This is a genomic window from Streptococcus koreensis, from assembly GCF_003627135.1.
In the GTDB taxonomy this organism is placed as follows: Bacteria; Bacillota; Bacilli; order Lactobacillales; family Streptococcaceae; genus Streptococcus; species Streptococcus ilei.
Genome location: NZ_CP032620.1, coordinates 1,475,065 through 1,501,184, shown reverse-complemented (window position 1 = coordinate 1,501,184; position 26,120 = coordinate 1,475,065). Strand labels below are relative to the sequence as shown.

The following is a 26,120-nucleotide window of genomic DNA, read 5'->3' as shown; positions in this document are numbered from 1 at the left end:
AGCGACGATTTGAAAACTACCTTATTCACTCACCTCGATCAAGATACGATCTTGACCATCTAGCTCCGTCATTTCGACAATGATTTCCTCTGATCGACTTGTTGGAATGTTCTTCCCAACATAATCTGGTCGGATCGGCAATTCTCTATGACCACGATCCACTAGGACAGCCAGGCTGACGCGCGATGGACGTCCACGACTGACAAGATTATCGATGGCAGCTCGAATAGTCCGACCTGTATAAAGGACATCATCAATCAGGATGACATCTTTGCCAGTAATATCTACTGGTAAAACGGTTGAATCTTCTGTTACTTTGATATCATCACGGAAAGGCTTGGTATCCAATTCACAGACTGGAACTTCTATTTGTTCTAGCTGTGCTAACCGTTCTTTGATGCGATTGGCAATGAATACGCCACGAGTTTTGATCCCTACCAAAACAATTTGGCTCAGATCCTTATTCCGTTCGATGATTTCATAGGTGATGCGAGTAATCGCCCGCTTCATCGTTAAATCATCAACGACTTCTTTGATCTTCATCTTTTCCTCCTAATTGATAGAAAAAAGCCTCCCTTTGCAAGGAGGCTTCAGAAAAATGCTAAGAGATAGTATCTAGAACGCATCCAGTCTACCCCTTATTTTGATCAGACTCCTTGCCTGCCTCACGGGACAGGATTAAAGGACTATTTAATTATCCATACTATATCACAGTTTATAGAGGGATGCAAGAAAAAAATTATTTTTTTCTAGTAATGTTCGGATTTATGGTCACAATCCTTCTATTCAATGATGGTCCGTTCCTTTTTACCAATTTTCTTCAAGGCAAACAAACCACAACCAGCGACTAAATAAGCGACAAAAATGATCGTCGCCATCTTAACGACATAGAGCCAGCCAAAACGATTGACATTGATAAAGAAATAAGGGAAAGGACTGTCTTTCGCGCCAGGTACTGGCCATTTAAGGACCAAACCGTTGAGAAGAGCAAAAAGCATATAAAGAACGGGAAGCACAGTCCAAGCTAACGGATCCGACTTACGGTACTGTTTGGGTTTATCAATCACCAGAGTGTCAAAGAAGAACATCAAGGGAACAATGTAATGACAGAGAAAGTTTTCCAAGCGGTAAAACTTCTCAGGTGTCGCGATTGGTGCTAGCATAAAGTGATAGATGACACAGGTGATCATGATCGACATTGTGACCCCACCCTTCAAGCGAAGATAGCCCTGGGTTTGGGTCGAACGACCACGAAGCATGCGCCAAACCATGTCACCCATGAAGAACATGACCAACATGTTGGATAAAATAGTGTAATAGAGCATCATCCCAAAGCCACCATGCTTGGTGAGTTGCAGATAAACGCCAATGACACTCAAGATAAACAATAGAAAACGATAGCTAAACAATAGTTTGAATTTCATAGTATTCTCCTGAAAGAAAAGGGCCAGGCCCTTCTTCTTATTTTTAGATCTTCTTCACAAATTCTGATTTGAGTTTCATTGCGCCAAAGCCATCAATCTTACAATCGATGTTGTGGTCGCCTTCAACAATACGGATATTTTTCACGCGCGTTCCTTGTTTCAAATCCTTAGGTGCACCTTTGACTTTCAAGTCTTTGATCAAGGTAACAGTATCACCGTCAGCCAATTTGTTTCCGTTGGCATCAATCGCTACGACACCTTCTTCTTCTACGACTTCAGCTGGGTTCCATTCATAAGCACACTCTGGACAGACCAAGAGGGCACCATCTTCATAAACATATTCAGAATTACACTTTGGACAATTTGGTAGGTTATTCATTTCAATCTCCTTAGCAAAATTAACTCCCATAGTATACCATGAAAGGGGAATTTTGACAAATTCAGCTTAACTGCAACATTTTTTAAAAGAGGAGGCAACTTGGCCTCCTAAAATCGATGATAAACTTTAATCTTCTTGTAATTCTTGAATCTCATGAATCACGCGCACACCTGCTTGTCTCTTGTCTCGTAGTTCTTCGTCAGAGTACGGGAAGGTATTGATCAAGATACTTTGCATGCCAATACTTTTCGCTACAGCGACATCTGTACTGAAGTCATTCCCTACCATGACCGTTTTATCAGGATTCAACTGGTGTTCTTTGATCACTTTCACGAGGAATTCCTGCTGAGGTTTGCGAATCCCTGCATCTGACGACAGATAAATATCATGGAAAATTTCTCTCAAGCCAAGCAAATCAATCTCTGGATTGGTAAAATCAGCTTGTGCATTAGATAAGAGATAGATTCGACAACCTGCAGCTTTCATATCTTCTAAGACTTCTTTCGTTTGTGGGTAAAGCTCCAAGCGTTTGCGAGAGAGGACACGGAAGGTCCGTGCCATCAAGCGTCCCCACTCTTTGAGATGATGGACACTTGCTCCAGTTGGATGACTCTCTAGATAGAGTTGAACAAAGATCACTGTCAAATCAACCTCCGGATAGGTCACTTGTTTTTCTTTCGCGATACTTTCCTCAGCTTGCCGCACCAACTCCTTATAACGGACTTGCAGGCTTTCTCCTGTATAATGAGCCCCATAGGATTGGTAGATTTGGGCCATGCTATCCCATAAGACTGGACTCGACTCATCAGTTTCAATGTCGACCAAGGTTCCATAAAAATCAAAAATATAGTTTTTAAATGCGTACTTTTGCTGATTCATCTCTTTCTCCCGTTACAAACATGGTAAAGGTGGCCTTACAGACATTGGTACCTTCCTGATTGGTAATATCGACATCCACAACTCGAGTCGTCCGCCCACTGTGGACACATTCCCCGTGGATGGTCAAGACATCTCCTAGACGTCCGGCTTTCAAGTAATTGATCGACGATTGCAAAGTCACACCATCTACTCCCTGTGAAATAACGACCAAGCCACTGATCTGATCACACAGGGTAAAGAGATAGCCGCCGTGCGCATTTCCATAATAATTGAGAGACGACTCGACCACCTTAGTAGTCACAACGACATGACCATCTCTCATGGTTTCGATCTCATAATTTTCAAATGCTGCTATGGCGTCAAAGTGAAAATCCTTCATGTTAAACCCTCTTCCATCTATATAAGGTATTCCTAAACCCTTCCATCATACTACTTTTTTCCACTTCTTACAAGAATAAGAAAAGAGCTGGTGGAAGCCAACTCCTTAATAGCGAAATTTTTCCCAACCATCATCTGTCCGTTTGCGATAATAGTACTCGGATAAGTCTGGGTCTTCCATGACCTCCAGCAGAGGAAGCATGTCATAGGACAAGTCCAACTTTTCTAATTGGTCCTTAGGAACCCAAGATACTTCCCCTTCTTCAGACGATCTTAGCTGGCCTGTGAATTCTGTCGCTTTGTAGCAAAAGACGATGTAGCGAGTTCCATCCTCCAACTGCCAGTTTTTCACAGCTGCTAGTTGGGGATTGGAGATTGTTAAGCCGGTTTCTTCCTTAATCTCTCGAATGACAGACTCGACCAGACTCTCTCCTTCTTCAATGTGGCCCCCTGGAAAAGCATAGCCAGCCCAGTGAGTCTTTTCAGGTGAGCGGTATTGGAGGACTACTTTATTCGATGTACAGTCTTCGATCAGACATAGATTTGTTAGAATAGTAGATGTTGCGCGTGACATAGAAACCTTTCTTCTCGTTTAATTTTTAAAATGTGTCCATCGTTTCTTTTTACATAATAAAGGGATTGAAACTCCTTTTTACAATGCTTTGATTTTTCGGCATGCTACCGTCCTTTAAAGGAAAACAACAGCAAAAGTTTAAAAAATACTTTCTATTGGTTGCCATTAACTGTATTAACCGGAACTTGTACATGCAAATAAGATAGTTGAAAATAAGAAATGAGAATAAAATACCGTCTTCATTTCTACTTTTCCCAAATACTCTAGTACCAGATTCATAGCGAAAGGCATTACAACTCCATGATGATAGGATTAACTAGCTTATGATACATAGTTCTATAGACACTCCATGAGCCAATGCCATGTTCGTAAGAGCCGTGGTCGATAATCACGTACTTCCCTTCCATTCTTGCGTTGTGATAAATTGGTGGGATTATTGTATTAGGCGACATAGATATTGACATGTTTAACATGAAACCAAAAAACAAAAGCAAAATAAAACTAAAAATCAATGAGAAAACATGATTTGATTCAGTTTCTCTCTTTATAACGCAGGTCCAAAAATGCCAAAATAATGCTAAAACTAGAGAGTCAAACCACAAACAGCAGATAATCGGAATAAAGGATAGACCAAAAACTACTAATAGTAATTCAAGGACGAAAAAAACTAGAGAGAATAAATAAAACTTTTTAAAACCATTTAATCGTTTCAACATGAATCTTCCTCAAAAATACAATTAATTAGGTGTTTCATTATACAGCAATTCCCTGAGGGGAACGACAGAAATAGTTTAAAAAATTTTTCTACTATCCCTTAGTTTCCAACAAAAGCGCTAAAGATGAACATTTAGTTATCAATGAGATAGTAGAAATAATGAATTAGAAAAAAACAGCTTTCTGATTAGAACCCTTCATGAGTATATTTCACTTCTAGTTTCATGATGAAGGGATTGACTAGTTCATAGTAATCACGACTCCGTATAGGGATCGCTCCATGGGGAATTTCAACATAATTCCCTCGTATCTCCGCATTATGATGGATTGGAGGGATTATGGTATCAGCTGAATCTGTAAAAGACACTTGGAGAATGAGCCAAATGAAAAATGCTAGAATGACACTCAAAAATTGTAAGATTAGATGAAAAAACTTGAACTCTCTCTTTTTATAAAAGATAGACCAAAGATGGAAAAAAAGAACTAGAAATAAGAAATCAAACCAGAGACAACTAAGTAGAGGGGTAAATGATAGACCAAAGACAATTAAAATCAATTCAATCACTAAAAAGGCCAACCAACAGATATAAAAGACTTTAAAACCATTTAACTGCTTAAGCATAGAGAAGGCTCCTTATTTAGAAATGCTATAACTAACCATATTATAAAGCTAATCCATAACAACGTCAATGTACATTAAATGAATATCTTCATTTGAGATTTTTCACTTCCGTTACCGCTGGGTTTCATATCTCAAGTGACAAAAAATCCACATTCAGGCTTGAAAGTGGAGTTCTTGCCTTAAATAATGATCAATAAAATATGAACACCCAATCGCAACCAATGATCAACGAGAGGCACTTCCGGATCACTTTTTTTGCTATCTAAGAATAGGCTAAGAGATAACAAAAGCAAAGCAAGGGCAATAACTATTTTAAGAGATAGTATCATACCGCCAATAGCAAGAGCAGCTAGAAAGCCAAAAAATGGCAATGGGCTAAATAAAAATGACAACAAACTGAAATAGAGCATAAACAAAGAGAGAATCAATAGGCCGTAAACAATCACCTTAGTAAAAATAGAGACCCTTTTACCTTCATTTTTCATTTTTGATAGTGAAAGAACGACATAGATCATATAGATAAAAAGCAGCATATGGAATCATCCCTATTTTTTATAGATTATATTGATAGTTTAACTAAATCTTATTCAAAATACAACTAAAGACACGAACTTATGAGAACAAACTGACGTTTCATCAGAGTTTTTTCACTTCTGCTGCTACCTTTCGGAGATGCTGTTCCCGCATACTAGCGGTATTCACATCCCGGCCGACTTCACCTAAAATACAGACACGCTTGGTTTTAATCCCACAGTGGTTCAAAACTGCATTCTTCAAAACAGAGATGCCATAACTATCTGGAATGTTGAGAGGGCCTGAAAAAACCTTGTACCACCAAGTAGGCGCCATGGAGGTCGCATAAATACTGGCCGTTTTCCCTTTAAGCAACTTCTTAAATTGCTTGCCTCTGAGGTAATTCCAGATAAAGCTTCCCTGGTCATTGGCCGAGTAGGCAATCCCCGGTGTAAAGACCCGATCGATCCAGCCCTTCATAAGGCTAGGCATACTACTCCACCAGATGGGATAAACAAAGATCAGGTGATCCGCCCACTGGATCCATTCTTGAGAACGAAGAATAAAAGGATCTTCCTCCATTCGCTTTCGGTAGCCATAGCGAAGAACCGGATCAAAGTCCTCTTCATTGAGATTAATCACTTTAAGCTCGTGGCGATTTGAGTCAATTGTTTCGACAATGGTTTTAAAAATTGCCTGACAGTAACTTTCCTTATCCGGATGCCCATTGATGACTAGAATCTTCATTCGTCTTCTCCTTCATCTCTTTGGTTCATTCTATCTCTTTTATATTTTTACTTGATTAATTAATAATGGTTCAAAGATTGATAGATAGGTCCTTTAGGAATTTTTATTTGAAGAACATATCATCCGCAATTCCTTAACAGGTTTTCCAAGTTTAAGTATTTGTTCTTGGCCATCAAAAGTAAAACCCATTTTTTGATAGAAAGCAATGGCTCGCTTATTATCTTTCAATACCCATAAATAAATTTCAGAGAATTGATCAAGAGCAACAAATGCAGCATGCATTAACTGTTTACTCACACCTTTTCCATAGTAATCTTTTAAAACATATAACGCAATGATTTCACCAGCTTGAATGGTCTCATCACGGTAATTTCCATAGCTGATAAATCCAACAACCTTCTTTCCATCCATCGCAATCAAGGTATTTTCTGGATATTTTTGACTAAAGAATCGACATTTTTCTAATGTCATCGTCTCCTGAAAATCCGCGGGTAAAAGATCGTCATAAGCCTCTCTCCACGTTTGCCAATGAACGAGAGATTTTCCTTCTATCTCTTCAGGTGTTTCCATTGTTTTAATGATAATCTTCATTCGTTTTATCCTATCTAATCAAAAGCCTTGACTTCCAACATCATATCGCGGATCTGTGCTGCCAATTCGAAATCAAGCACTTCGACAGCTTCTTGCATTTGGCCTTGCAGTTTCTTGACCAGTTCTTTGCGCTCTTGGCGGTTGAGACTGGTGATATCCACTTCCTTGTCTTCTTCTTTGGCCACAGCCTTGGTAACAGAAATAAGATCTCGGATTTCCTTTTTGATGGTTTGTGGGACGATTCCATGCTCTTCATTATAGGCCATTTGAATCTGACGACGGCGGGCCGTTTCATCTATGGCTTTTTGCATAGACTGGGTCATGGTGTCCGCATACATGATCACGTGACCCTCACTATTACGGGCAGCACGACCAATGGTCTGGATCAGACCGCGTTCATTACGGAGGAAGCCTTCTTTATCTGCATCGAGAATGGCCACTAGACTGACTTCTGGTACGTCAATCCCTTCCCGAAGCAGGTTGATACCGACCAAGACATCAAAGACACCCAAACGCAAATCACGGATAATCTCCGTCCGCTCCAAGGTCTTAATGTCCGAGTGCATGTATTTGACCTTGACACCCATTTCCTTAAAGTAGTCCGTCAAGTCTTCAGCCATCTTCTTGGTCAAGGTGGTGACAAAGGTCCGCTCTCCACTTTCTACACGCGCATTGATCTCACCCAAGAGATCGTCCATTTGTCCCATGGTCGGACGCACTTCCACCTCGGGATCTAGAAGACCTGTCGGACGAATGATTTGCTCGATGACGGTATCCGTTTGTTCCATCTCATAGTCACCTGGTGTCGCTGACACATAGACAATCTGGTGGACATGGCTTTCAAACTCTTCACGACGCAGTGGCCGGTTGTCCAAGGCAGACGGCAAACGGAAGCCATAGTTGACCAGCATTTCCTTGCGCGAGCGGTCTCCATTGTACATGCCCTTGATTTGGCCCATGGTCATATGACTTTCATCGATCATGATGAGAAAATCTTCAGGGAAGAAGTCCAAAAGGGTGTACGGTGGCTCTCCTTCACTCCGGCCATCCATATGACGTGAGTAGTTTTCGACACCATTGGTGTAGCCCATCTCTCGCAACATTTCAATGTCATACTCAGTCCGTTGTTTCAAGCGTTGAGCTTCCAGCAGTTTTCCTTCCTTCTCAAAGATAGCTAACTGTTCTTCCAGCTCAGCTTGAATCTTGGCAATGGCTACTTCCATATGGTCATCATTGGTCACGAAGTGAGTGGCTGGGAAAATGGCTAAGTGGTCCACATCTCCTAGAACCTGGCCGGTCAAAGCTTCAATCTCTCGAATCCGCTCAATCTCATCCCCGAAAAACTCGACTCGAAAGGCATGCTCATCACGCGAAGCTGGGAAAATCTCGACCACATCTCCTCGAACACGGAACTTGCCCCGTTGAAAGTCGATGTCATTGCGCTCAAACTGGATATCCACCAGGTCATTGAGCAGTTTATCACGAGAAATCTCCAGACCTGGACGCAAACTGACCACGCTGTCGGAATATTCCTTAGGCGAACCCAACCCATAGATACATGAAACAGATGCAACTACAATGACGTCATTTCGCTCTAAAAGAGCGGAGGTTGCTGAGTGACGAAGCTTGTCAATCTCATCATTGACCGAGCTATCTTTTTCGATATAGGTATCACTCGATGGCACATAGGCTTCAGGCTGGTAGTAATCGTAGTAAGAGACGAAATACTCGACCGCATTTTCAGGGAAAAATTCCTTAAACTCCCCATAGAGCTGGCCCGCTAGGGTTTTATTGTGGGCGATGACCAAGGTCGGCTTATTGACCTGGGCAATGACCTGACTCATAGTGTAGGTCTTCCCCGTACCAGTCGCTCCCATCAGGATTTGCGCCTTCTCACCACCCTCGATGTTATCTACCAACTGCTCGATGGCCTGCGGTTGATCCCCAGACGGTTGGTATTTGGATACTAGTTTAAATTTGTTATCTGTAATTCGATTAATCATCTCTTTGTCCTCACATATATAGACCTTATTTTACCATAAATCACCAGAATTCTCTGAGATGAGGAATGAAGAGAGAAGACATCAGGTTACAGAACGATCCATTAAATTGGTACATAAGCGAATTACAATCTAATTAATTGGACACGCATTAGCATAAAAACTAAACAAGACTCTCGCAATTACTTCGAAAGTCTTATCTTTTATTCTAAAACCATGCAATACGAAACAAGAGGCTGGGACAAAAGTCCTAGCCTCTTAATTGTTTTTGGATTGTTGAGCAAGACGCAGTGGTTGAGTGGGCTCTACTACGCTGATTTCATCAGCTTTTACAGCCCTACTCAACTGTGCGGAGGTGGGACGACGAAATCGAATTCTAACGAATGACCGATTGCTGTCCCACTCTCCCAAAATTAGAAAAGTTTGCTCATCAGTATCATTTTTATTTACTACTTAACTTCTTGATTCCTAACCAAGAAGTAGAGAGTTGCTCCAAGTGAACATACCAGTCCAATAACGTAAATACAGAGTTGCAGATTGGAAGCTCTCCCTAATATTGTATCTGCAACAATATTATAAAATAGGTAACTAGTCAATGGTTCCACTACTCTTTCTATGAATGGTTGTACTAAAATAGGAAATAGCAATAAAATAGCTAAACTCCCCATTGGACTTTTGAAACAATAACTTAAAAAGTAAGAAATCAAAAAGTATTGGATGGAGCCAATCAAAAAGAAACAGAAAATTTCTAAACTGACACCATTTTCGCTCCTAAAAAAATGAAACCATATAAGCAGTACAATGTAATTTAAGGTTGATTGTAGTAATACATCAAACAACTCTATGAATAGGATCCTAATTGAACTTAAGATCCTTTTTCCACTTACCAAGTAAACTAGTTTTGTTTCGTGTGATTGTAACTCAACAAATGCATTAACACATCCAATGCCAATAGAAAACATTGATGCAAAAACAAGAGCTTGCTCTAAAGATAATTCTACAATTGTACCATTAATTGCAACTGGCAACACACCTAATAGACACACAAAAAATATCAAAAGTGACTGTATGGCTATCTGGTACTTTACAGGTTTTAAACTATATTTTTTGACAATAAGACTTCTAAATAGACTTGCCATTCTTCCTCCCCATTCGAATCTTTTCTACAACAATTATTAATACCAAGAATACGACTCCTTCCACTACTAAAAGAGTAAATCCATACAATTGACTCGTTTGAGTCCCTTCAATTCGACCAAAAGCAAAAGATTTTGCTCCTATCAAAGGCATTAGATTCTCTAATTCCGAAGAAATTCCTCTTAAAATACCTGATAAAGTGATAACTAATAATAAAACGATTGCAATTAATGAAGACATTGATTTTTTTGTTAGTCTTATTAAAAATATAGCTAATAAAGTGAGGACAATCGCAAATATCATAACTCTTATCGTGACATCTAAAAACATTGTAAATTCTAAATAGTTCTTTAAAGTTGAATCTAGAAAAATGAGTAAAAGAACAACATTTACTATAGATAAGATTAAAGTAGAAAGTAACGATAGGACAATCGAACTAGCAATAAAACCAGTAAGACGAACTTTCCAGTTTGGGATCAATAACTGAGTAAAATTATCATCACCAAATTGGTAATGGGTTGAATAAACAAGTGAAACCAAGATTGGCAAGAAAATAACACTTGCTTGGTAGGGGGAGGATAAGAGGGCATCCCTGACTGTATAGACTGGATTCGATGATAACATAGACGGATCAAGGTTAACTGCTTGGCCATTTCCTTCTACTAAGGCATTTATCACCTGAATATTTTGAATTGTAAAAAATATGCTGACTCCCAAAATAAGAAAAAAAGTGAATTTAAAAGTAGGTAAACTACAATATTTATAGAGATCACTAAAAAAGGAACGCTTCAACATATTATTCACCTTCTTTCCCTTCGAGTGCCTTAAAATATGCTTCCTCAAAAGATCCAAACTGTTTTAAAATATCTTTGGTAGGAGCATCAATAACAATTTTCCCATTAGAAATCCCAACCAAATGATCTACAGTTAATTCTAACTCACTCATATAATGACTTGTCATTAATACAGTCTTACCTTCATTGACAAAAGCCTGTAAAAAATTGCGTACCCAACGTATACCCTCTGGATCTAGTCCATTGATTGGTTCATCTAAAATTAAGATGTCAGGATTGGCTAATAAGGCTGTTGCTAAACCAAGACGTTGCTTCATTCCTAATGAATAGTCTTTTACTTTTTTATTTTTTGCTTCACTTAACCCCACCAACTCTAAACATTCCTTGCACCTATTACTGTCAACGCCACAAGCTAATCCAATCCACCGAAGATGCTGGAATCCTGTCCTTGTTGGGTAAGGTTGGCAACTGTCGAGAAATGATCCAACAATACAAAAAGGATTATCTCCCAATTGAGAGTATTTTTTGCCATCGATCAACGCCATTCCCATTTGACTATTTTCTAAACCAAGTAAAATTCTAATTAAAGTTGATTTTCCAGATCCATTTGGTCCAATCAATCCAGTAATCTCACCTTTCTTGGCTTTGAAAGACACGTTTTGAAGGACAATTTTATTATTATATTCCTTATGTAGCTTTTGAATTGTTATCATTCATTCTTTTTCCTTTCTGACTTTTAGTGAAATTCCACCTTCACTTGAAGCAAGTATAACAGCAGAAAATCAGAAAAATCTCAGAATAATAATTTTTTTCATTTCTAACAAATTGCATTCCATATTTGCTATAATATGCTCATATAATTGGAGGAACTATGAAGTATAAAATTTTAGCCATTGACGATGATGAAAAAATCTTACGATTAATAGCGAATGCATTAAGAGCGAACAACTTCCACGTTGAAACTCGTAAATATATAGAGGAAATCAATATCTGTGACTTTACTGGATTCGATCTAATTTTACTTGACGTTATGATGCCTATTTCTGGTTTAGAAATCTGTCGTTCCATTCGTTCACAAATTACTACTCCAATCCTATTTCTAACCGCTAAAGATTTTGAAGAAGATTTACTAAAAGGAATACAAGCCGGAGCCGATGATTACATCACAAAACCATTCAGCATTAAAGAATTGATTGCAAGAATTCAAATGCATCTTCGTAGAGAAGAAAGATCAAATCATGCCTCTAAAGAAGAGATAGATTCAAATATAACTTTTTATCGAGATAGTCAAGAAGTTTATTATCAGTCAAAGAGAATTTCATTAACTAAGCGAGAGTTTGATTTACTTTATCTTTTAGCAAAAAGTGAGAACCGAATATTTAGCATAGAAGAACTTTACAATTACCTCTATCCTGTAGACTCTGATGCACAACTACGATCCATTACTGAATACATCTATCAAATCAGACAAAAATTTAAGATTCATCAAATTGATCCTATAAAAACAGTATGGGGAGGAGGATACAAATGGAAAAAGAATTGACAATCAAGCAACTCATTAAGCGTACCTACCTTAAAATCATTTGGCAATTTCTTCTATGTCTGATACTTTTTTACGTAGTTCCAGCTCTTCTATCTTCTGTATCTGGAATTAATGAGAAAAATGCCAATCACTTTGCTTTATTTTTTAGCGTCAGTTCTTGGATTTATCTTTGCATCATTTTAATTTTTATCATTGTAATAAATATTAGACGGTTATTAACCAAGATTCAAAAAGAAATGAACATGGTTTATCATAGTGGTCTATATTTCACCAAAAATGAACATCACCATTTGCAGATTAAAGAATTCATTGAAACAAACGATCTGATCGAAAAAATGCAATCTGAAATAAAAAATAGAATTCAAAATGAAAAAGATCAAAAAAAAGAACTCATGTTTCAAGTATCTAGCGCTGCACATGATCTTCGAACTCCTCTAACTGTCATCAGAGGAAATGCTGAATTCTTACAATCCACCGAGCAAACACCTCAAGCAATGGAATGTCTAAAAGATCTTGAGCAAGCAAGTATTCAGTTAAACGATTATTTTAACCACTTTATCCAATACTCCAAAACTTTTTACGACCATGATATTCAACTTGAAAACATATCAATTAAACAAGTAACTCATCAATTGAAAGAACATATCACTCCTTTACTCCCTAGAAATACACAATTTGTTTTTACAAACACAGTAACTCCATCGACACAAATTGCCATTCATTCCAATCTATTTTTCCGAGCAATCACAAATATTATTACTAATGCAGTACAACATCAAAAAGAAAATGATGCTCAAATCCACCTAACAATGTCACAAGAAAATAGTCAATTAGTTCTAACTATATGGAATAACCAATCTAGTTTTTCAAAAAATATATTACAACATGCTGGAAATCTATTCTATAAAGATGACCAAGCAAGAACACCTTCTCAAGAAAGTCACTATGGACTTGGTTTATCTTTCGTGAAACGCGTCATGAAACTTCATAATGGAACAATGCATTTAGAAAATATTAATCATGGTGCACAAGTCAAGTTAATTATTCCCATTATATAGAATAAGCCGAACTCATCAATATGTGTTCGGCTTTCCTTCATTTATAATTGATAAAAAAGACAGGCACTTTTGCCTGTCTTCGTTTTCATCATCATTTCCTATCAGCCATTTCACACTTCTTCATCAACAACTCTTTCATTTCTTTCCCCTAAGCGGTAAACAATCACGACGGATAATAGAAGAACCAGAGTTGTGATGATTGACCCTTCTGCACCAAATGCTCCTCCGGTCAGCCAGTCGGGGCCTGATCCCATGGTAAAGCTAAAGATAGAAGCATCTGCTCCCGTCCCACTGACTTGAAAGCCAAGGAGATTTCCTTGTACATAGTTCCAAGTCCCGTGCTGAGCCACCACTAGCCAAATGCTATCGGTGTAGATAAGAAGCAGACCAGCTAGCACCCCATCAAGGACAATATTCAGGACGGATAAGAAAGTCACTCCTGAATTTCCCAGATGAAGAATACCAAAGAGACTACTAGAAATCGCGATGGCTAAAGGAAGATTAGCTCTTGCAGCAATCCGAGTTAGGAGCCAGCCTCGCGTCGCTACTTCTTCAGTCCCACCTTGCAGGAGCCAAAATGGGAATAACCCTAGAATAAAGAGGATGGGTTCTAAACTTAATTCATTTAGCTCAAAAGACCCGATTCCACCTACCTGGTAGACAAGAGCAATCACTCCCATTTGCAGAAGGGAAAGCAAAATCCCCCAGGCAAGATATTTAAGCCAGCTCTTTTTAACAAAACCTAAAGTCGATAAGGGATTCTTCTCAATGAACTTCACCCAAATAATAAAGAGGATGAGAATGAATACAAAACTGAAGAGCTCATAATAAAGAAAATAATGGTAGAAAAACTCTTGAACACTTGCGCCTCCATTTCCTGGTGAAAAAAGCTCTGTTAAAAACTCTATGACCAAAGAAAATGGTCCCACTAATTCACTACCGAGCCATAGTCCCCCTTCAACAAAGAGGAAGGTTAAAAAGACATAGAACAGTGTAGAAATGAGCACTGGCAACGACGTGTTAGTTTTTATATCCTGAATAATCTTTCCTTTCTTCATTAGTAACCTCCATTTATCTAATAGGTCCATTGTAACAAAGAAAACCCAAACCTGCAACATCCATTCATGTTAGGTAATCTAACATGAATTGGTGAAATTTCTTGTTTTCAAGGTTGATTTATGATATAATGGTTCTTGTAAAAAATAAATGATGAAATTCATACTCGTTTTCAGTATGAATTCTTTATTTTTTTAAACCCTCTGAGGGTATCCCTTCCATTACTCTTCATCAGACAATGGATTAGATATAAAGGAGAACGAAATGAAGAAAAAACTATTAGCCTATTTGCTTTTCTTATTTCCACTATTCGCCTTTGCGAGTCAAGCACAGGCAGAAACGGTTAAAGTCGTTTTCGATACGGCATATGCGCCCTTCGAATTCAAGGACTCAGACCAAGTTTATAAAGGAATTGACGTTGAAATCTTGGATAAGGTCGCTGAAATCAACGGTTGGACCTTAGAAAAGTCTTTCCCAGGCTTTGACGCGGCCGTCAACATGGTCCAATCCGGGCAAGCCGATGCCATTATGGCAGGGATGACCAAGACCAAAGAACGTGAACAAGTCTTTACTATGTCCGATACCTACTATGATACAAAAGTCGTGATCGCAACTAAGAAAGCTAACAAGATCACTTCCTATGACCAGCTCAAAGGAAAAACGGTTGGAGTCAAAAATGGAACTGCTGCCCAACGTTTCCTTCAAAAGAACAAGGACAAGTACGGATATACTATCAAGACCTTCGATACCAGTGATTTGATGAATAACAGTTTATCAACCGGTGCAGTGGATGCTATTATGGATGACCAACCTGTTATCGAATATGCTATTAAGCAAGGACAAGACCTTTCTATTAATATGGAAGGAGAAGCTGTCGGAAGCTTTGCCTTTGGGGTCAAAAAAGGTGGTTCTCACGAAAAACTCATCAAACAGTTCAATACTGCTCTTGCCCAAATGAAGAAAGATGGTACGCTAGATCAAATTATTGAAAAATGGACTGGTAGCAGCCAATCATCATCTACAGCAACAACTACCGCTAGCACTACTGTTGTTCCAGAAACGAGCACTGAAGCAGGACAAAAGGCGACTCCTAAGAAGAAAACGTATAAAATTTCTAGTGATTCCTCTTTTGCTCCCTTCGTCTTCCAAAATGATCAAAGTAAATACACTGGGATTGATATGGAATTGATTAAGGCCATTGCCAAAGACCAAGGATTTACACTAGAAATTAGCAATCCAGGTTTTGATGCTGCTGTCAGTGATGTCCAGAATGGTAATGCCGATGGAATGATTGCCGGGATGACTGTTACTGATGCGCGTAAGGCGACTTTTGACTTCTCAGATCCATACTACACAACGAATTCAATCCTAGCAGTTCAAGAAAGTAGTAAAATTTCTTCCTACGAAGATCTAAAAGGAAAAACAGTTGGTGTCAAAAATGGTACTGCTTCTCAAACTTTCCTCGAGGAAAACAAGAGCAAGTATGGCTACAAAATCAAAACCTTTTCAGATGGTGCTTCTATGTACGACAGCTTGAACTCAGGTTCTGTAGCTGCCATCATGGATGACGAACCTGTTATCAAATACGCCATTAAACAAGGACGTAAATTTAAAACGCCTATCGAAGGAACTCCAAGTGGGCAAATTGCCTTTGCCGTTCAAAAAGGTTCCAACCATGAATTAATTGAGATGTTTAACAACGGCTTGGCCAACTTAAAAGAAAGTGGCGAATACCAAAAGATCTTGGATAAGTACCTTTCAAGCGATAGCGAATCAACCACAGAATCTACCTCAGTAGATGAGACAACTATCTGGGGCTTGCTCCAAAACAACTACAAACAATTGTTAAGTGGATTAGGTGTCACTATTGCACTAGCCCTTCTTTCATTTGCGATTGCTATGGTGATCGGGATCATCTTCGGGATGTTCAGTGTCAGTCCTTATAAATGGCTTCGTTGGACTGCTGAGATTTTCGTCGATGTCATCCGTGGTATCCCACTGATGATTCTTGCCGCCTTCATCTTCTGGGGAATTCCTAATTTAATCGAGTCCATGACGGGCCACCAATCCCCAATCAATGACTTCCTTGCAGGTACGATTGCTCTCTCACTCAATGCTGCTGCTTATATTGCCGAGATTGTTCGTGGTGGGATTCAAGCCGTACCAGCTGGACAGATGGAAGCTAGTCGAAGCCTCGGGATTTCTTATAGCAAGACCATGCGCAAGATTATCTTGCCTCAAGCAACTAAACTGATGCTTCCAAACTTCGTCAACCAATTTGTCATTGCACTGAAAGATACGACGATCGTGTCAGCTATCGGTTTGGTCGAGCTCTTCCAGACTGGTAAGATTATCATTGCTCGAAACTATCAAAGTTTCAAGATGTACGCAATCCTTGCTGTCTTTTACCTCGTCATCATTACTTTATTGACACGCTTTGCAAAACAATTAGAAAAGAGGGCTAACTAATGGCTAAATTAAAAATTGATGTCCATGACCTCCACAAATACTACGGTGAAAATGAGGTCCTAAAAGGCATCTCAACAAAATTCTATGAGGGAGATGTGGTTTGTATTATCGGACCATCTGGTTCTGGTAAATCAACCTTCCTACGCAGTCTCAATCTTCTTGAAGAAGTAACCAAGGGACAAATTACCGTGAACGGCTATGACCTAACTGATCCTAAAACCAACATTGATATCGTTCGTGAAAATGTCGGGATGGTTTTCCAGCATTTCAACCTCTTCCCTCATATGAGTGTTATTGAAAACATCATGTTTGCTCCTTTGGAGCACAAACGCATGAGTCGGGAAGAAGCTAGAGAACTAGCAATGGAACTCTTGGAAAAGGTTGGACTGGCTGACAAAGCTGACGTCAGTCCTGATAGTCTATCAGGTGGTCAGAAACAGCGGGTGGCCATTGCGCGTGGTTTAGCAATGAAACCAGATGTCATGCTTTTTGACGAACCGACTTCTGCTCTTGACCCTGAGATGGTCGGAGATGTACTGAACGTTATGAAAGACTTGGCTAAGCAAGGGATGACCATGATTATCGTCACCCACGAAATGGGATTTGCCCGCCAAGTGGCCAATCGTGTCATCTTTACAGCTGATGGGGAATTCCTCGAAGACGGTAAACCAGACCAAATCTTTGATAACCCACAACACCCACGATTGAAAGAATTCTTGGATAAAGTGTTAAACGTTTAAAAAAATACAAAGTTCCATGTGGCTATAGTCTGAATTCATTATTGCTTCTTTCTTATTCCTGAAGAAACTAATAATGATGTCTATTTTCAAGGTTATTCGAAACTTTCCGATGTGATTAAAGTTCTTGAAATGAGATCATTTCAAGAACTCGGGAGTTTTGAGACCTTAGGCTCAAAACTAAGTCTTGGAACTTCTTTGAAGTTCGCTGACGTCCGTACTCACCTTAGGAAAGTTTCTAGGAATACATTTACTGCAATTTAAAACTGGAGTTAAAGCTCCAGTTTTTATCTTTTTTAAAATGTAAAAAATATTAAGAAATTTCATTTAAATAACTTGCTAAATGAAGCAAAAAACTATACCATAGTAGAGTGTCTTTTGACCAAATATGTGACTGAAGGATGATTATGAAAAAATTATTAGAAAAGGTTAGTATCCTTTCTTTATCTCTTGTATTAACGACGTCTTTTTCGATTTCTAGCGCTCTTCCTTATATGTTCGAATACTATAAGGATCTCCCAAAAAGTCAAATCGAACTCTTGGTATCTCTTCCATCCGCAGGGATTATGGTCACCCTCTTCCTAAACACCATAATCGAACGTTTCTTAGATGAGAGGAAGATGATTATTACAGGACTCTTGATTCTCTCACTATTTGGTATGGTCCCTTTCTTTAACCAAGCCTATCCTGTTCTTTTCATTTCTCGTTTCATTTTTGGGATGGGGGTCGGTTTGATCAACGCTAAAGCTATCTCTATTATTAGCGAACGCTACCAGGGACGAGAACGAATCCAAACTCTTGGTTTTCGTGGTTCTGCTGAAGTCGTAGGGACAGCCCTAGTCACTTTATTGGTCGGCTTCCTCCTCCAATTCAGCTGGACTTCTAGCTTTTTAGCCTACGGTGCTGGATTAATCGTTCTGTTTCTCTTCATGGCATTTGTCCCTTACCATCAGCAAGAAGAAAGCCAGCATACACAAGCCAAACATAAAGAACCACTCCAAAAAGAAGAATGGAAATTAACCATTATCTTGGCTATTGTTGCTGCTATGATTGTCCTGTGTAATGTTGGAATAACTCTTCGCATCCCAAGCATTGTTGCCTATACTTTCAAAGATCAGCACAACTCAGCCAGCTTTATTCTAAGTGCTATGCAATTGATTGGAATTCTAGCTGGTCTCACCTTCTCTGGGCTTGTTCATTTGTTCAAGAGCAAATTGATCACTTATGCTGGGATTGCTTACGGATTCTCAATGATGGCTGTAGCCCTTTCTCCAAGCATTCCTCTCCTAGCTATTTCCGCCCTCTTCTCTGGCTATACATACAGCACTGCTCTCACCATGGTTTTCCAAATCTTGTCAGCCAAGATTCCTGCCAAACGATTAAACCAGGTGACCTCTGTAGCCGTCTTGGGCTGTAGCTTTGGAGCAGCCATTACACCTTTCGCCCTCAATACCATCGGTCTCATTTCCGACAGCAACGCTTTTATCTTTACTGTATTAGGAATGGCTATGGCACTTCTCGCCTTCTCTCTTCTCTATCTTTTAAAAAATCATCATGAATAAACAAAAAGAGAGTGGGACAGAAATCGGTAATTCGTTAGAATTCGATTTCGTCGTCCCACCTCCGCACAGTTGAGTAGGGCTGTAAAAGCTGATGAAATCAGCGTAGTAGAGCCCACTCAACCACTGCGTCTTGCTCGATAATGCAAAGTCAATTGAGAGGCTAGGACTTTTGTCCTAGCCTCTTTTTTGTCTTACTGATTCGAAAGTTGAGCAGTTTGCATCTGGTAATAGACACCTTTTAGCGCCATCAACTCCCTATGATTTCCATGTTCAACAATATTTCCAGCGACCATGACTAGGATGAGATCTGCATTTTCAATCGTTGACAGGCGATGGGCGATCACAAAGCTGGTCCGCCCTACCATTAACTTATTAAAGGCATCCTGAATGAGCAACTCTGTCCGCGTATCAATGGAAGACGTTGCCTCATCTAATAACAGAATCTTAGGCACTGCAAGAAAGACCCTAGCAATGGTCAGAAGCTGTCTTTGTCCTTGAGATAAGGAATCTCCCGCATCAGCTAGATAGGTATCATAGCCATCTGGAAGCTGTTGAATAAAGAAATCAGCATTGGCAACCTTAGCTGCTTGAATCACATCTTCCCGACTAGCATCTGGTCGACCAAATGCGATATTCTCATGAACCGTTCCCACTTTGAGCCAAGTCTCTTGTAGGACCATTCCAAACTGCTTGCGGTAGCTTGCTAGGCTATAGGTATCCACGGCTTCTTGGTCTAAGAGCAAGCGACCCTGATCTACATCATAAAATCGCATGAGAAGATTAATCATGGTTGATTTCCCAGCACCTGTTGGCCCAACAATGGCTACCTTACTAGCCGGTGGGATGGAAATGGAGAGATCCTTTATGAGGGGCTGATCAGGTCGATACCCAAAGCTGACATGATCAAATTGGACAGCTCCTTGGACAGCCTCTTCTTGCAAGTCTTTCTTTCCACTTTCTTTCACTTCCTCTTGGTCCAGGACACTATAGAGACGCTCCGCACAAGCTAGGGCGCTTTGCAACTCAGCAAGGACAGAGGAGATGTCATTAAAGGGTTTGGTGTACTGATTGACATAGTTGAGGAAGGTCACCAACTGGCCAACAGTGAAGCCAGTACCCGATAGGATACGGAAGGCGCCAAATCCCGTCACAAGCGCATAAATCAGGGCGTTGACAAAGCGCGTCGCAGGATTAACGGTAGAGGAATAAAAAATCGCCTCTTGAGAATAACCAGCATAGTCGCCATTGATTTCAATAAACTTGTCTTTAAACTGGTTTTGGGCATTGAAGGCTTGAAGCAAGCTTTCTTGACTGAGAGATTCTTCAATCATCTGGGTCTGAGCACCACGCGCCTGGGTCTGCATCCGAAAGAGATGGTAGGACCGCTTGGCAATAAAACGAGCGATAAATAGAGATAAGGGGGTCAAAATCAAGACCATACCCATCATCATCCAATCCAATCGGGCCATACTAGCGATGGTCACTAGGATGGTTAAAAGACCAACAAAAAACTGATTAAAGACCATCAATAAACCATTATTCAGCTGTTCAACATCAGTGGTCAAACGACTGACCAAATCTCCAGTTCCTTGACGGTCCAGGTAAGATAGAGGAAGGACATGAACTTTCCGGATCACCTTCTCCCTCAAGGACTTACTATAGCGATAGATCAGCTGATTGTAAACCAAGGGATTCAACCATTGAATGAGACTTGCAAAGAGGATCACTAGACCCATTTGAAGGATAAGCGGCAACAAGAGATGACTAGCATCAGGAAGCACCACTATGTCCACTGCTCGACCAATCAGAATGGGGATATAGACGGTTAACAAGACTTGTAAAATGGTTCCTAGACTGGCCAAGATAAGCCAAATGGGCTGTCTGGCTATATCCGCAAGTAAGCGCCGTAAATAAGTCTTCTGTTTCATTCTGTCCCCTCCTCTCTCTTCTGTTGGGAGAAATGAATCTCTTGGTATAAAGGATTCGTTGACACCAGGTCTTCATGACTGCCTAAGCCGACCTGTTTACCTTTGTCTAAGACGAGAATTTTCTCAGCACTACGGAGACTATTGGTCCGCTGCGAGATGAGGGTGAGACTTGTCTTCGACAACTCCTCTTTTAGAGCCTGTAAAAGTCGTGCTTCTGTCAAATAATCCAAAGCTGAAGTGGAATCATCTAACACTAAAAATGGAGCTTGACGAAGGACAGCACGAGCAATGGTCAGACGTTGCCGTTGACCACCGGAAAAATTCCTTCCAAAAGCTTCTACGGGAGCCTCTAGTCCTCCTTCTTTCTCACGGACAAAATCAGCTGCTTGCGCAACTTCCAAGGCCCACCACAACTGCTCCTCACTTGGTTCTTTAGTTAATCCCAGTGTTAGGTTCGAACGAATGCTACCTTTAAAAAGCTCTGCATTTTGAGGAACCACTGCCACCCAGTCACGCCACTGACCAAGAGTCTTTGGGCTCTGTCCATCTTTAAAAATGGTTAGACTTCCTTGACTCGGGTCATAAAGATGTCCTAGCAATTGAACCAGGGTAGATTTCCCAGACCCTGTCCCCCCAATGATCCCCAAGGTTTGTCCCTTGTTTAATGATAAATGAATACCTTCTAAGGACGGTTTTGCCGCTAAAGGATAGGTAAAGATTAAATCTTGGATCTCGAGAGCCAGTTGAGGATTTGAAGCAGCTACCTCATCCAACTCTTGATCCAGATCTTCACTTTTCTCATCAAAGACTTGGACAATCCGCCCAGCAGCAATATAGCTTTGGTTGAGTGAGGTCACTAACATGGCTAACTTCAATAATTCTGTTAAGATTTGAAGCAAGTAATTGACCAAGGCGACCAACATTCCTTGGCTAAGCGTTCCCATTTGAATGGAATCTTGTCCCTGCCAAAGAATACAAATCAAGGTTCCATTGACGACTAAGAAGGTTAGAGGACTAATCAAACTAGACCATTTGGATACTACTAATTGCCATTTGGTATAGTCTTGGTTGATCTCATTAAACTCCTCTTCTTCATGAGCTGCTTGCCCAAAGGCTCGGATCACCCTCATCCCTTGTAACTGCTGACGCGTAATTGTAACCATTCGGTCCGTTATCTTCCTGATGCGTGCATAAAGAGGATTGACCAGACGAGACATAACGACAATGATTAGTGTCAAGAGAGCAACCATTCCGATAAACCACAAGGTCAGTTGCGGACTGATGGTGAAAGCCATAAAAATAGAGCCAAAAACGACAATCGGTGCTCGGAGGAATAGACGTAAAAATAGATTAATCCCCGTTTGAATTTGATAGGTATCACTGGTTAGTCGCGTCACGAGACTTGAGGTGGTTAGGCGATCCCTCTGGTCCTTAGACAAGCTAAGAATTTTCTCATACAAATCATTGGTCAATTCCTTAGTATAACCAACTGCTGCCTTTGATGAATAATATTGGGCCGTTATCGCTACAAGAACGCCAAAACCAGCAAAAACAAATAAGAGACAAACTACCCCAAGCATTCCACCTTGGTCTTGACGGGGAATCAGCTGATCGACAAGATGGGCAATTAAAAGTGGAACCAGTAATTCAAAACTTGCTTCTAACAACTTGAAAAACGGTCCCAGTATGGTTTCTTTTTTATAATTCCTGAAGTATTTCAATAAGTCTTTCATACTACTCGTTTGTCTTTCTAAAGGATGTACTTATTTTACCATAATTTTTAAAGATAAAAAAAATCTCCCTGCAAAGCAGAGAGAGTGTAAACGTAGACAAGTGCTCATTTATAAAAATCTATTAACTTCAATAAAGATAAATAACTTTATTAGTTAGGGTTATTCAGTCATCTACTGAAACTTTCCGCCGTGAGAAAAGTGCTAGAAACAATATTGTTTCTAGCACTCGGAATTATTGAGACCTCAGGCTCAATAATTAGTCATGGAACTTCATAGAAGTTCGCTGACGTCCGTTCTCGCCTAAGGAAAGGTTCTAAGATGACTTTGTCTTCAATCTTATTCTTCTAAACACATAGAAAATTCGTTTAGTTCTTGTCCCATTTAATCTTGTTTATACAAATGAAGGTCAGAAATATTAGTTCATCTTTGTCCCCTTATTTAAAATATTGCCCATTTTTCCTAGTCCCATCAGTAAGAGAGGGAAAGTGATAAGTGTTATAAGTCCTAGCCCAAGAAAAACAGCTACAAATCCACAAGTATCGATAAACCAACCAGTCAGTGGGAAGATAACGATCATGGATAGACTAAACATCATCGAATTGATACTAAGCATTGTTGCTCGAACACTAGATGGTAAATAGCCTTGTAAATCATTGTAGTAAATGGGTTGATAAACCGCGTATAGGGCATTGGTTAGAAGATAAACACTCAGATAAGCCAATGGGGTCTTCAATCCTACCAAAAACAAGGACAAACCTGTCAATGCAACCAAAATCGGAAAGACTTGATTGCTATTCCATTTTTTTCCGATTTGACTGGCCAGATAAACCGCTAGAAGATTTAAGAGACTACCAACAAGCATGATGAGCGATACTTGCCAACTGGCTAGGTCACTTATTTTCTGTTGGTAGTAAAAATAAAACATACACATGATGGTTCCTACCAGCTGAAAGGTGAACATCCAGTAAAACAAGACTGGTTTCTCCTGCCATTCTTGTTTCACTACCACCAATATCCGTTTTAAGGTTAAGTGATTTCTTTCACCACTCTTGCTCTCTGGCTCTTTCATTAGAAAAATCAAGAGAATGGATAGCGATGAAAGTCCAATAGCAATCAAGTAAGTCCAAGCCAATGCTCCGTGAATAAAGAAGCCTGCTACCACTGTCCCTAAAGTTCGGGTGACTTCAGCCACACCAGACAAAAAGCTAGAAATCTGAAGATAACGGTCCTTTTGACCCGCTTCTACAGCTGAATCATATAAGAAAGCCGTACTGGTCCCCGAATCAAAATTGTAGGACCAAGCATTGACCATCATCGCAATCGCATAGATCCAAAAACTACCCTGACCAAACAAAATCAAGATAGAAGACACAATACTGGCCAAGCGTGCCAAATAAAGATTGGTCTTGTAGCTAAATCGATCCGCCAACATACCAGATGGGATCTCACACAAGAGACTTGTCCCATGAAAAATACTTTCTAATAGACCGATTTGAAGTAAGGAAAGACCATTTTGAATAAAAAATAAAATCCAAAAACTAGTAATTCCAAAATAAGATGTGAATTCCAAACCTGCTAGGAGTGGAATATTGCCTTTGTAAGTTCTTTTAAACATTGTTTTCTCTCTTTCAATATGTAATTTGACTGTTTCTAAAAGACTTACCTAGATTTGCCTACATTTTCTCCACCTCTTTCATTTAAAGTGAGAGTGGGACAGAAATCGGTCATTCGTTAGAATTCGATTTCGTCGTCCCACCTCCGCACAGTTGAGTAGGGCTGTAAAAGCTGATGAAATCAGCGTAGTAGAGCCCACTCAACCACTGCGTCTTGCTCGATAATCCAAAGACAATTGAGAGGCTAGGACTTTTGTCCCAGCCTCATGGTTATTAAGGTTTGATACGGTGCAACATACGTGGGAATGGAATAGCTTCACGGATATGTTTTGTTCCAGCTGCGAAGGTTACCATACGCTCGATACCGATACCAAATCCACCGTGTGGTACTGTACCGTATTTACGAAGGTCAAGGTAGAATTCGTATTCTGTACGATCCATACCAAGTGATTCCATCTTAGCGACAAGGGCATCGTAGTCTTCCTCACGCATTGAACCACCGATGATTTCTCCGTAACCTTCTGGCGCGAGCAAGTCTGCACAAAGCACGCGATCTGGGTTACCAGGTACTGGTTTCATGTAGAAGGCCTTGATAGCTGCTGGGTAGTTAATCACAAAGGTTGGGACACCAAAGTGGTTTGAAATCCAAGTTTCGTGTGGTGAACCGAAGTCATCTCCATGTTCCAAGTGTTCGTAGTCAGCATCCTCGTCGTTTTCATGCTCTTGCAAAAGATCAATCGCTTCATCATAAGTGATGCGTTTGAATGGCTCTGCAATATAGCGTTTCAAGAGCTCTGTATCACGTTCCAATGTCTCCAAGGCTTGAGGAGCACGATCTAGAACGCCTTGGAGCAAAGCTTTAACGTATGCTTCTTGCAAGTCAAGTGATTCGTCGTGTGTCAAGTATGAGTACTCAGCATCCATCATCCAGAACTCTGTCAAGTGACGACGAGTCTTAGATTTTTCCGCACGGAATACAGGTCCAAAGTCAAAGACGCGACCAAGGGCCATAGCTCCAGCTTCAAGATAAAGCTGACCAGATTGGCTCAAGTAAGCTGGTGTCCCGAAGTAGTCTGTTTCAAAGAGTTCTGTAGAATCTTCCGCCGCATTTCCTGAAAGAATTGGGCTATCAAACTTCATGAAGCCATTCTTATCAAAGAACTCATAAGTTGCATAGATAATAGCGTTACGGATTTGCATCACTGCTACTTGTTTGCGAGAACGCAACCACAAGTGACGGTTGTCCATCAAGAAGTCTGTTCCATGTTCTTTTGGAGTGATTGGGTAATCTTGCGATTCACCGATCACTTCGATGTCTGTAATATCGAGCTCATAACCAAATTTTGAGCGCTCGTCTTCTTTAACAATCCCAGTTACAAAGACAGATGTTTCTTGGCTCAAGCGTTTGATGGTATCAAATTTTTCAAGCCCCACTTCTTCCCCAAATTTTTCGATAAAGTTTGGTTTGAAAGCCACACCTTGGAAAAAGGCTGTTCCATCACGCAATTGTAAGAAGGCAATTTTCCCTTTTCCTGATTTATTCGCCACCCAAGCACCGATAGTCACTTCTTGACCGACATAGTCTTTTACTTCGATGATGGTAATCCGTTTTGTCATAATACATCTTCCTTTTCTCATTGTACTTGTCCGAAGACATGGTCACCTTTCA

23 protein-coding genes are annotated in these 26,120 nt (G+C 40.0%); 5 read left to right on the top strand and 18 right to left on the bottom strand.

Annotated elements, in window-relative coordinates; genetic code table 11:
* Positions 1-21 precede the first annotated feature (21 nt).
* The 13 genes from pyrR to D7D50_RS07460 all read right to left on the bottom strand — a co-directional run bounded on the left by pyrR (position 22) and on the right by D7D50_RS07460 (position 11,465).
* A complete protein-coding gene (pyrR, locus tag D7D50_RS07530; protein WP_006596278.1) occupies positions 22-543 on the bottom strand; it encodes a bifunctional pyr operon transcriptional regulator/uracil phosphoribosyltransferase PyrR in 522 nt (173 codons plus the stop codon).
* A gap of 239 nt (positions 544-782) precedes the next feature.
* Complete coding sequence (locus D7D50_RS07525; RefSeq protein ID WP_120701887.1) at positions 783-1,424, bottom strand: Pr6Pr family membrane protein; 642 nt, start codon at positions 1,422-1,424, stop codon at positions 783-785.
* A gap of 43 nt (positions 1,425-1,467) precedes the next feature.
* A complete protein-coding gene (locus D7D50_RS07520; protein ID WP_009731127.1) occupies positions 1,468-1,803 on the bottom strand; it encodes a zinc ribbon domain-containing protein YjdM in 336 nt (111 codons plus the stop codon).
* A gap of 126 nt (positions 1,804-1,929) precedes the next feature.
* Positions 1,930-2,682 (bottom strand): HAD family hydrolase, encoded by a 753-nt coding sequence (locus D7D50_RS07515; protein WP_120701886.1) that lies wholly within the window; start codon positions 2,680-2,682, stop codon positions 1,930-1,932.
* Entirely contained in the window at positions 2,657-3,061 is a 405-nt protein-coding gene (locus tag D7D50_RS07510) for a PaaI family thioesterase (RefSeq protein ID WP_120701885.1), read from the bottom strand. The genes D7D50_RS07515 and D7D50_RS07510 overlap by 26 nt, the downstream gene beginning before the upstream one ends.
* A 105-nt stretch (positions 3,062-3,166) precedes the next feature.
* Positions 3,167-3,634 carry an 8-oxo-dGTP diphosphatase gene (locus D7D50_RS07505; RefSeq protein WP_174705355.1) on the bottom strand — a complete coding sequence of 156 codons (468 nt, stop codon included), beginning with the start codon at positions 3,632-3,634 and terminating at the stop codon, positions 3,167-3,169.
* A gap of 1,515 nt (positions 3,635-5,149) precedes the next feature.
* Complete coding sequence (locus D7D50_RS07490; RefSeq protein WP_120701882.1) at positions 5,150-5,503, bottom strand: diacylglyceryl transferase; 354 nt, start codon at positions 5,501-5,503, stop codon at positions 5,150-5,152.
* A gap of 103 nt (positions 5,504-5,606) precedes the next feature.
* A complete protein-coding gene (locus D7D50_RS07485; RefSeq protein WP_120701881.1) occupies positions 5,607-6,230 on the bottom strand; it encodes an NAD(P)H-dependent oxidoreductase in 624 nt (207 codons plus the stop codon).
* 93 nt (positions 6,231-6,323) lie between these two features.
* The gene (locus tag D7D50_RS07480) at positions 6,324-6,821 is read right to left on the bottom strand and encodes a GNAT family N-acetyltransferase (RefSeq protein WP_120701880.1); all 498 of its coding nucleotides are present in this window, start codon (positions 6,819-6,821) and stop codon (positions 6,324-6,326) included.
* 14 nt (positions 6,822-6,835) lie between these two features.
* Entirely contained in the window at positions 6,836-8,824 is a 1,989-nt protein-coding gene (uvrB, locus tag D7D50_RS07475) for an excinuclease ABC subunit UvrB (RefSeq protein ID WP_120701879.1), read from the bottom strand.
* 446 nt (positions 8,825-9,270) lie between these two features.
* Positions 9,271-9,960: a hypothetical protein gene (locus tag D7D50_RS07470; protein WP_120701878.1), complete on the bottom strand. Its 690-nt coding sequence runs from the start codon at positions 9,958-9,960 to the stop codon at positions 9,271-9,273.
* A complete protein-coding gene (locus D7D50_RS07465; RefSeq protein ID WP_023023395.1) occupies positions 9,944-10,753 on the bottom strand; it encodes a hypothetical protein in 810 nt (269 codons plus the stop codon). The genes D7D50_RS07470 and D7D50_RS07465 overlap by 17 nt, the downstream gene beginning before the upstream one ends.
* Position 10,754: 1 nt before the next feature.
* Positions 10,755-11,465, bottom strand: a complete 711-nt coding sequence (locus tag D7D50_RS07460; protein ID WP_023023397.1) for an ABC transporter ATP-binding protein — start codon at positions 11,463-11,465, stop codon at positions 10,755-10,757.
* 158 nt (positions 11,466-11,623) lie between these two features.
* Between D7D50_RS07460 and D7D50_RS07455 the strand changes: the two genes are divergently transcribed.
* Positions 11,624-12,295 carry a response regulator transcription factor gene (locus tag D7D50_RS07455; RefSeq protein ID WP_023023398.1) on the top strand — a complete coding sequence of 224 codons (672 nt, stop codon included), beginning with the start codon at positions 11,624-11,626 and terminating at the stop codon, positions 12,293-12,295.
* Positions 12,280-13,353 carry a sensor histidine kinase gene (locus D7D50_RS07450; RefSeq protein ID WP_023023400.1) on the top strand — a complete coding sequence of 358 codons (1,074 nt, stop codon included), beginning with the start codon at positions 12,280-12,282 and terminating at the stop codon, positions 13,351-13,353. Before D7D50_RS07455 ends, D7D50_RS07450 begins: the two co-directional genes overlap by 16 nt.
* 110 nt (positions 13,354-13,463) lie before the next feature.
* Here D7D50_RS07450 and D7D50_RS07445 read toward each other — a convergent pair whose 3' ends face one another.
* Positions 13,464-14,411: a CPBP family intramembrane glutamic endopeptidase gene (locus tag D7D50_RS07445; RefSeq protein WP_023023402.1), complete on the bottom strand. Its 948-nt coding sequence runs from the start codon at positions 14,409-14,411 to the stop codon at positions 13,464-13,466.
* A 262-nt stretch (positions 14,412-14,673) separates the two neighbouring features.
* On the opposite strand from D7D50_RS07445, the gene D7D50_RS07440 reads away from it, so the two are divergent.
* The 3 genes from D7D50_RS07440 (at position 14,674) to D7D50_RS07430 (ending at position 19,177) form a co-directional block, all read left to right on the top strand.
* The gene (locus tag D7D50_RS07440) at positions 14,674-16,878 is read left to right on the top strand and encodes an ABC transporter substrate-binding protein/permease (protein ID WP_023023404.1); all 2,205 of its coding nucleotides are present in this window, start codon (positions 14,674-14,676) and stop codon (positions 16,876-16,878) included.
* Positions 16,878-17,618: an amino acid ABC transporter ATP-binding protein gene (locus tag D7D50_RS07435; RefSeq protein WP_023026884.1), complete on the top strand. Its 741-nt coding sequence runs from the start codon at positions 16,878-16,880 to the stop codon at positions 17,616-17,618. The genes D7D50_RS07440 and D7D50_RS07435 overlap by 1 nt, the downstream gene beginning before the upstream one ends.
* 404 nt (positions 17,619-18,022) lie before the next feature.
* Complete coding sequence (locus tag D7D50_RS07430) at positions 18,023-19,177, top strand: MFS transporter (protein WP_174705354.1); 1,155 nt, start codon at positions 18,023-18,025, stop codon at positions 19,175-19,177.
* A gap of 191 nt (positions 19,178-19,368) precedes the next feature.
* Here D7D50_RS07430 and D7D50_RS07420 read toward each other — a convergent pair whose 3' ends face one another.
* The 4 genes from D7D50_RS07420 to asnS form a co-directional block, all read right to left on the bottom strand.
* Positions 19,369-21,105: an ABC transporter ATP-binding protein gene (locus D7D50_RS07420; RefSeq protein ID WP_120701876.1), complete on the bottom strand. Its 1,737-nt coding sequence runs from the start codon at positions 21,103-21,105 to the stop codon at positions 19,369-19,371.
* Entirely contained in the window at positions 21,102-22,838 is a 1,737-nt protein-coding gene (locus D7D50_RS07415; RefSeq protein ID WP_120701875.1) for an ABC transporter ATP-binding protein, read from the bottom strand. Before D7D50_RS07415 ends, D7D50_RS07420 begins: the two co-directional genes overlap by 4 nt.
* A 415-nt stretch (positions 22,839-23,253) precedes the next feature.
* Positions 23,254-24,453, bottom strand: a complete 1,200-nt coding sequence (locus tag D7D50_RS07410) for an MFS transporter (protein ID WP_120701874.1) — start codon at positions 24,451-24,453, stop codon at positions 23,254-23,256.
* 271 nt (positions 24,454-24,724) lie between these two features.
* Complete coding sequence (gene asnS / locus D7D50_RS07400) at positions 24,725-26,068, bottom strand: asparagine--tRNA ligase (RefSeq protein ID WP_120701873.1); 1,344 nt, start codon at positions 26,066-26,068, stop codon at positions 24,725-24,727.
* Positions 26,069-26,120 lie beyond the last annotated feature (52 nt).

Bases quoted from the DNA above. Each gene is read 5' to 3' on its own strand.
- D7D50_RS07455 (WP_023023398.1), top strand. From the start codon at position 11,624: ATGAAGTATAAAATTTTAGCCATTGACGATGATGAAAAAATCTTACGA.
- D7D50_RS07515 (WP_120701886.1), bottom strand. From the start codon at position 2,682: ATGAATCAGCAAAAGTACGCATTTAAAAACTATATTTTTGATTTTTAT.
- D7D50_RS07470 (WP_120701878.1), bottom strand. From the start codon at position 9,960: ATGGCAAGTCTATTTAGAAGTCTTATTGTCAAAAAATATAGTTTAAAA.
- D7D50_RS07480 (WP_120701880.1), bottom strand. From the start codon at position 6,821: ATGAAGATTATCATTAAAACAATGGAAACACCTGAAGAGATAGAAGGA.
- pyrR (WP_006596278.1), bottom strand. From the start codon at position 543: ATGAAGATCAAAGAAGTCGTTGATGATTTAACGATGAAGCGGGCGATT.
- asnS (WP_120701873.1), bottom strand. From the start codon at position 26,068: ATGACAAAACGGATTACCATCATCGAAGTAAAAGACTATGTCGGTCAA.
- D7D50_RS07410 (WP_120701874.1), bottom strand. From the start codon at position 24,453: ATGTTTAAAAGAACTTACAAAGGCAATATTCCACTCCTAGCAGGTTTG.
- D7D50_RS07445 (WP_023023402.1), bottom strand. From the start codon at position 14,411: ATGAAGAAAGGAAAGATTATTCAGGATATAAAAACTAACACGTCGTTG.
- D7D50_RS07450 (WP_023023400.1), top strand. From the start codon at position 12,280: ATGGAAAAAGAATTGACAATCAAGCAACTCATTAAGCGTACCTACCTT.
- uvrB (WP_120701879.1), bottom strand. From the start codon at position 8,824: ATGATTAATCGAATTACAGATAACAAATTTAAACTAGTATCCAAATAC.
- D7D50_RS07420 (WP_120701876.1), bottom strand. From the start codon at position 21,105: ATGAAACAGAAGACTTATTTACGGCGCTTACTTGCGGATATAGCCAGA.
- D7D50_RS07435 (WP_023026884.1), top strand. From the start codon at position 16,878: ATGGCTAAATTAAAAATTGATGTCCATGACCTCCACAAATACTACGGT.
- D7D50_RS07415 (WP_120701875.1), bottom strand. From the start codon at position 22,838: ATGAAAGACTTATTGAAATACTTCAGGAATTATAAAAAAGAAACCATA.
- D7D50_RS07510 (WP_120701885.1), bottom strand. From the start codon at position 3,061: ATGAAGGATTTTCACTTTGACGCCATAGCAGCATTTGAAAATTATGAG.
- D7D50_RS07520 (WP_009731127.1), bottom strand. From the start codon at position 1,803: ATGAATAACCTACCAAATTGTCCAAAGTGTAATTCTGAATATGTTTAT.
- D7D50_RS07525 (WP_120701887.1), bottom strand. From the start codon at position 1,424: ATGAAATTCAAACTATTGTTTAGCTATCGTTTTCTATTGTTTATCTTG.
- D7D50_RS07430 (WP_174705354.1), top strand. From the start codon at position 18,023: ATGAAAAAATTATTAGAAAAGGTTAGTATCCTTTCTTTATCTCTTGTA.
- D7D50_RS07490 (WP_120701882.1), bottom strand. From the start codon at position 5,503: ATGCTGCTTTTTATCTATATGATCTATGTCGTTCTTTCACTATCAAAA.
- D7D50_RS07460 (WP_023023397.1), bottom strand. From the start codon at position 11,465: ATGATAACAATTCAAAAGCTACATAAGGAATATAATAATAAAATTGTC.
- D7D50_RS07505 (WP_174705355.1), bottom strand. From the start codon at position 3,634: ATGTCACGCGCAACATCTACTATTCTAACAAATCTATGTCTGATCGAA.
- D7D50_RS07465 (WP_023023395.1), bottom strand. From the start codon at position 10,753: ATGTTGAAGCGTTCCTTTTTTAGTGATCTCTATAAATATTGTAGTTTA.
- D7D50_RS07485 (WP_120701881.1), bottom strand. From the start codon at position 6,230: ATGAAGATTCTAGTCATCAATGGGCATCCGGATAAGGAAAGTTACTGT.
- D7D50_RS07440 (WP_023023404.1), top strand. From the start codon at position 14,674: ATGAAGAAAAAACTATTAGCCTATTTGCTTTTCTTATTTCCACTATTC.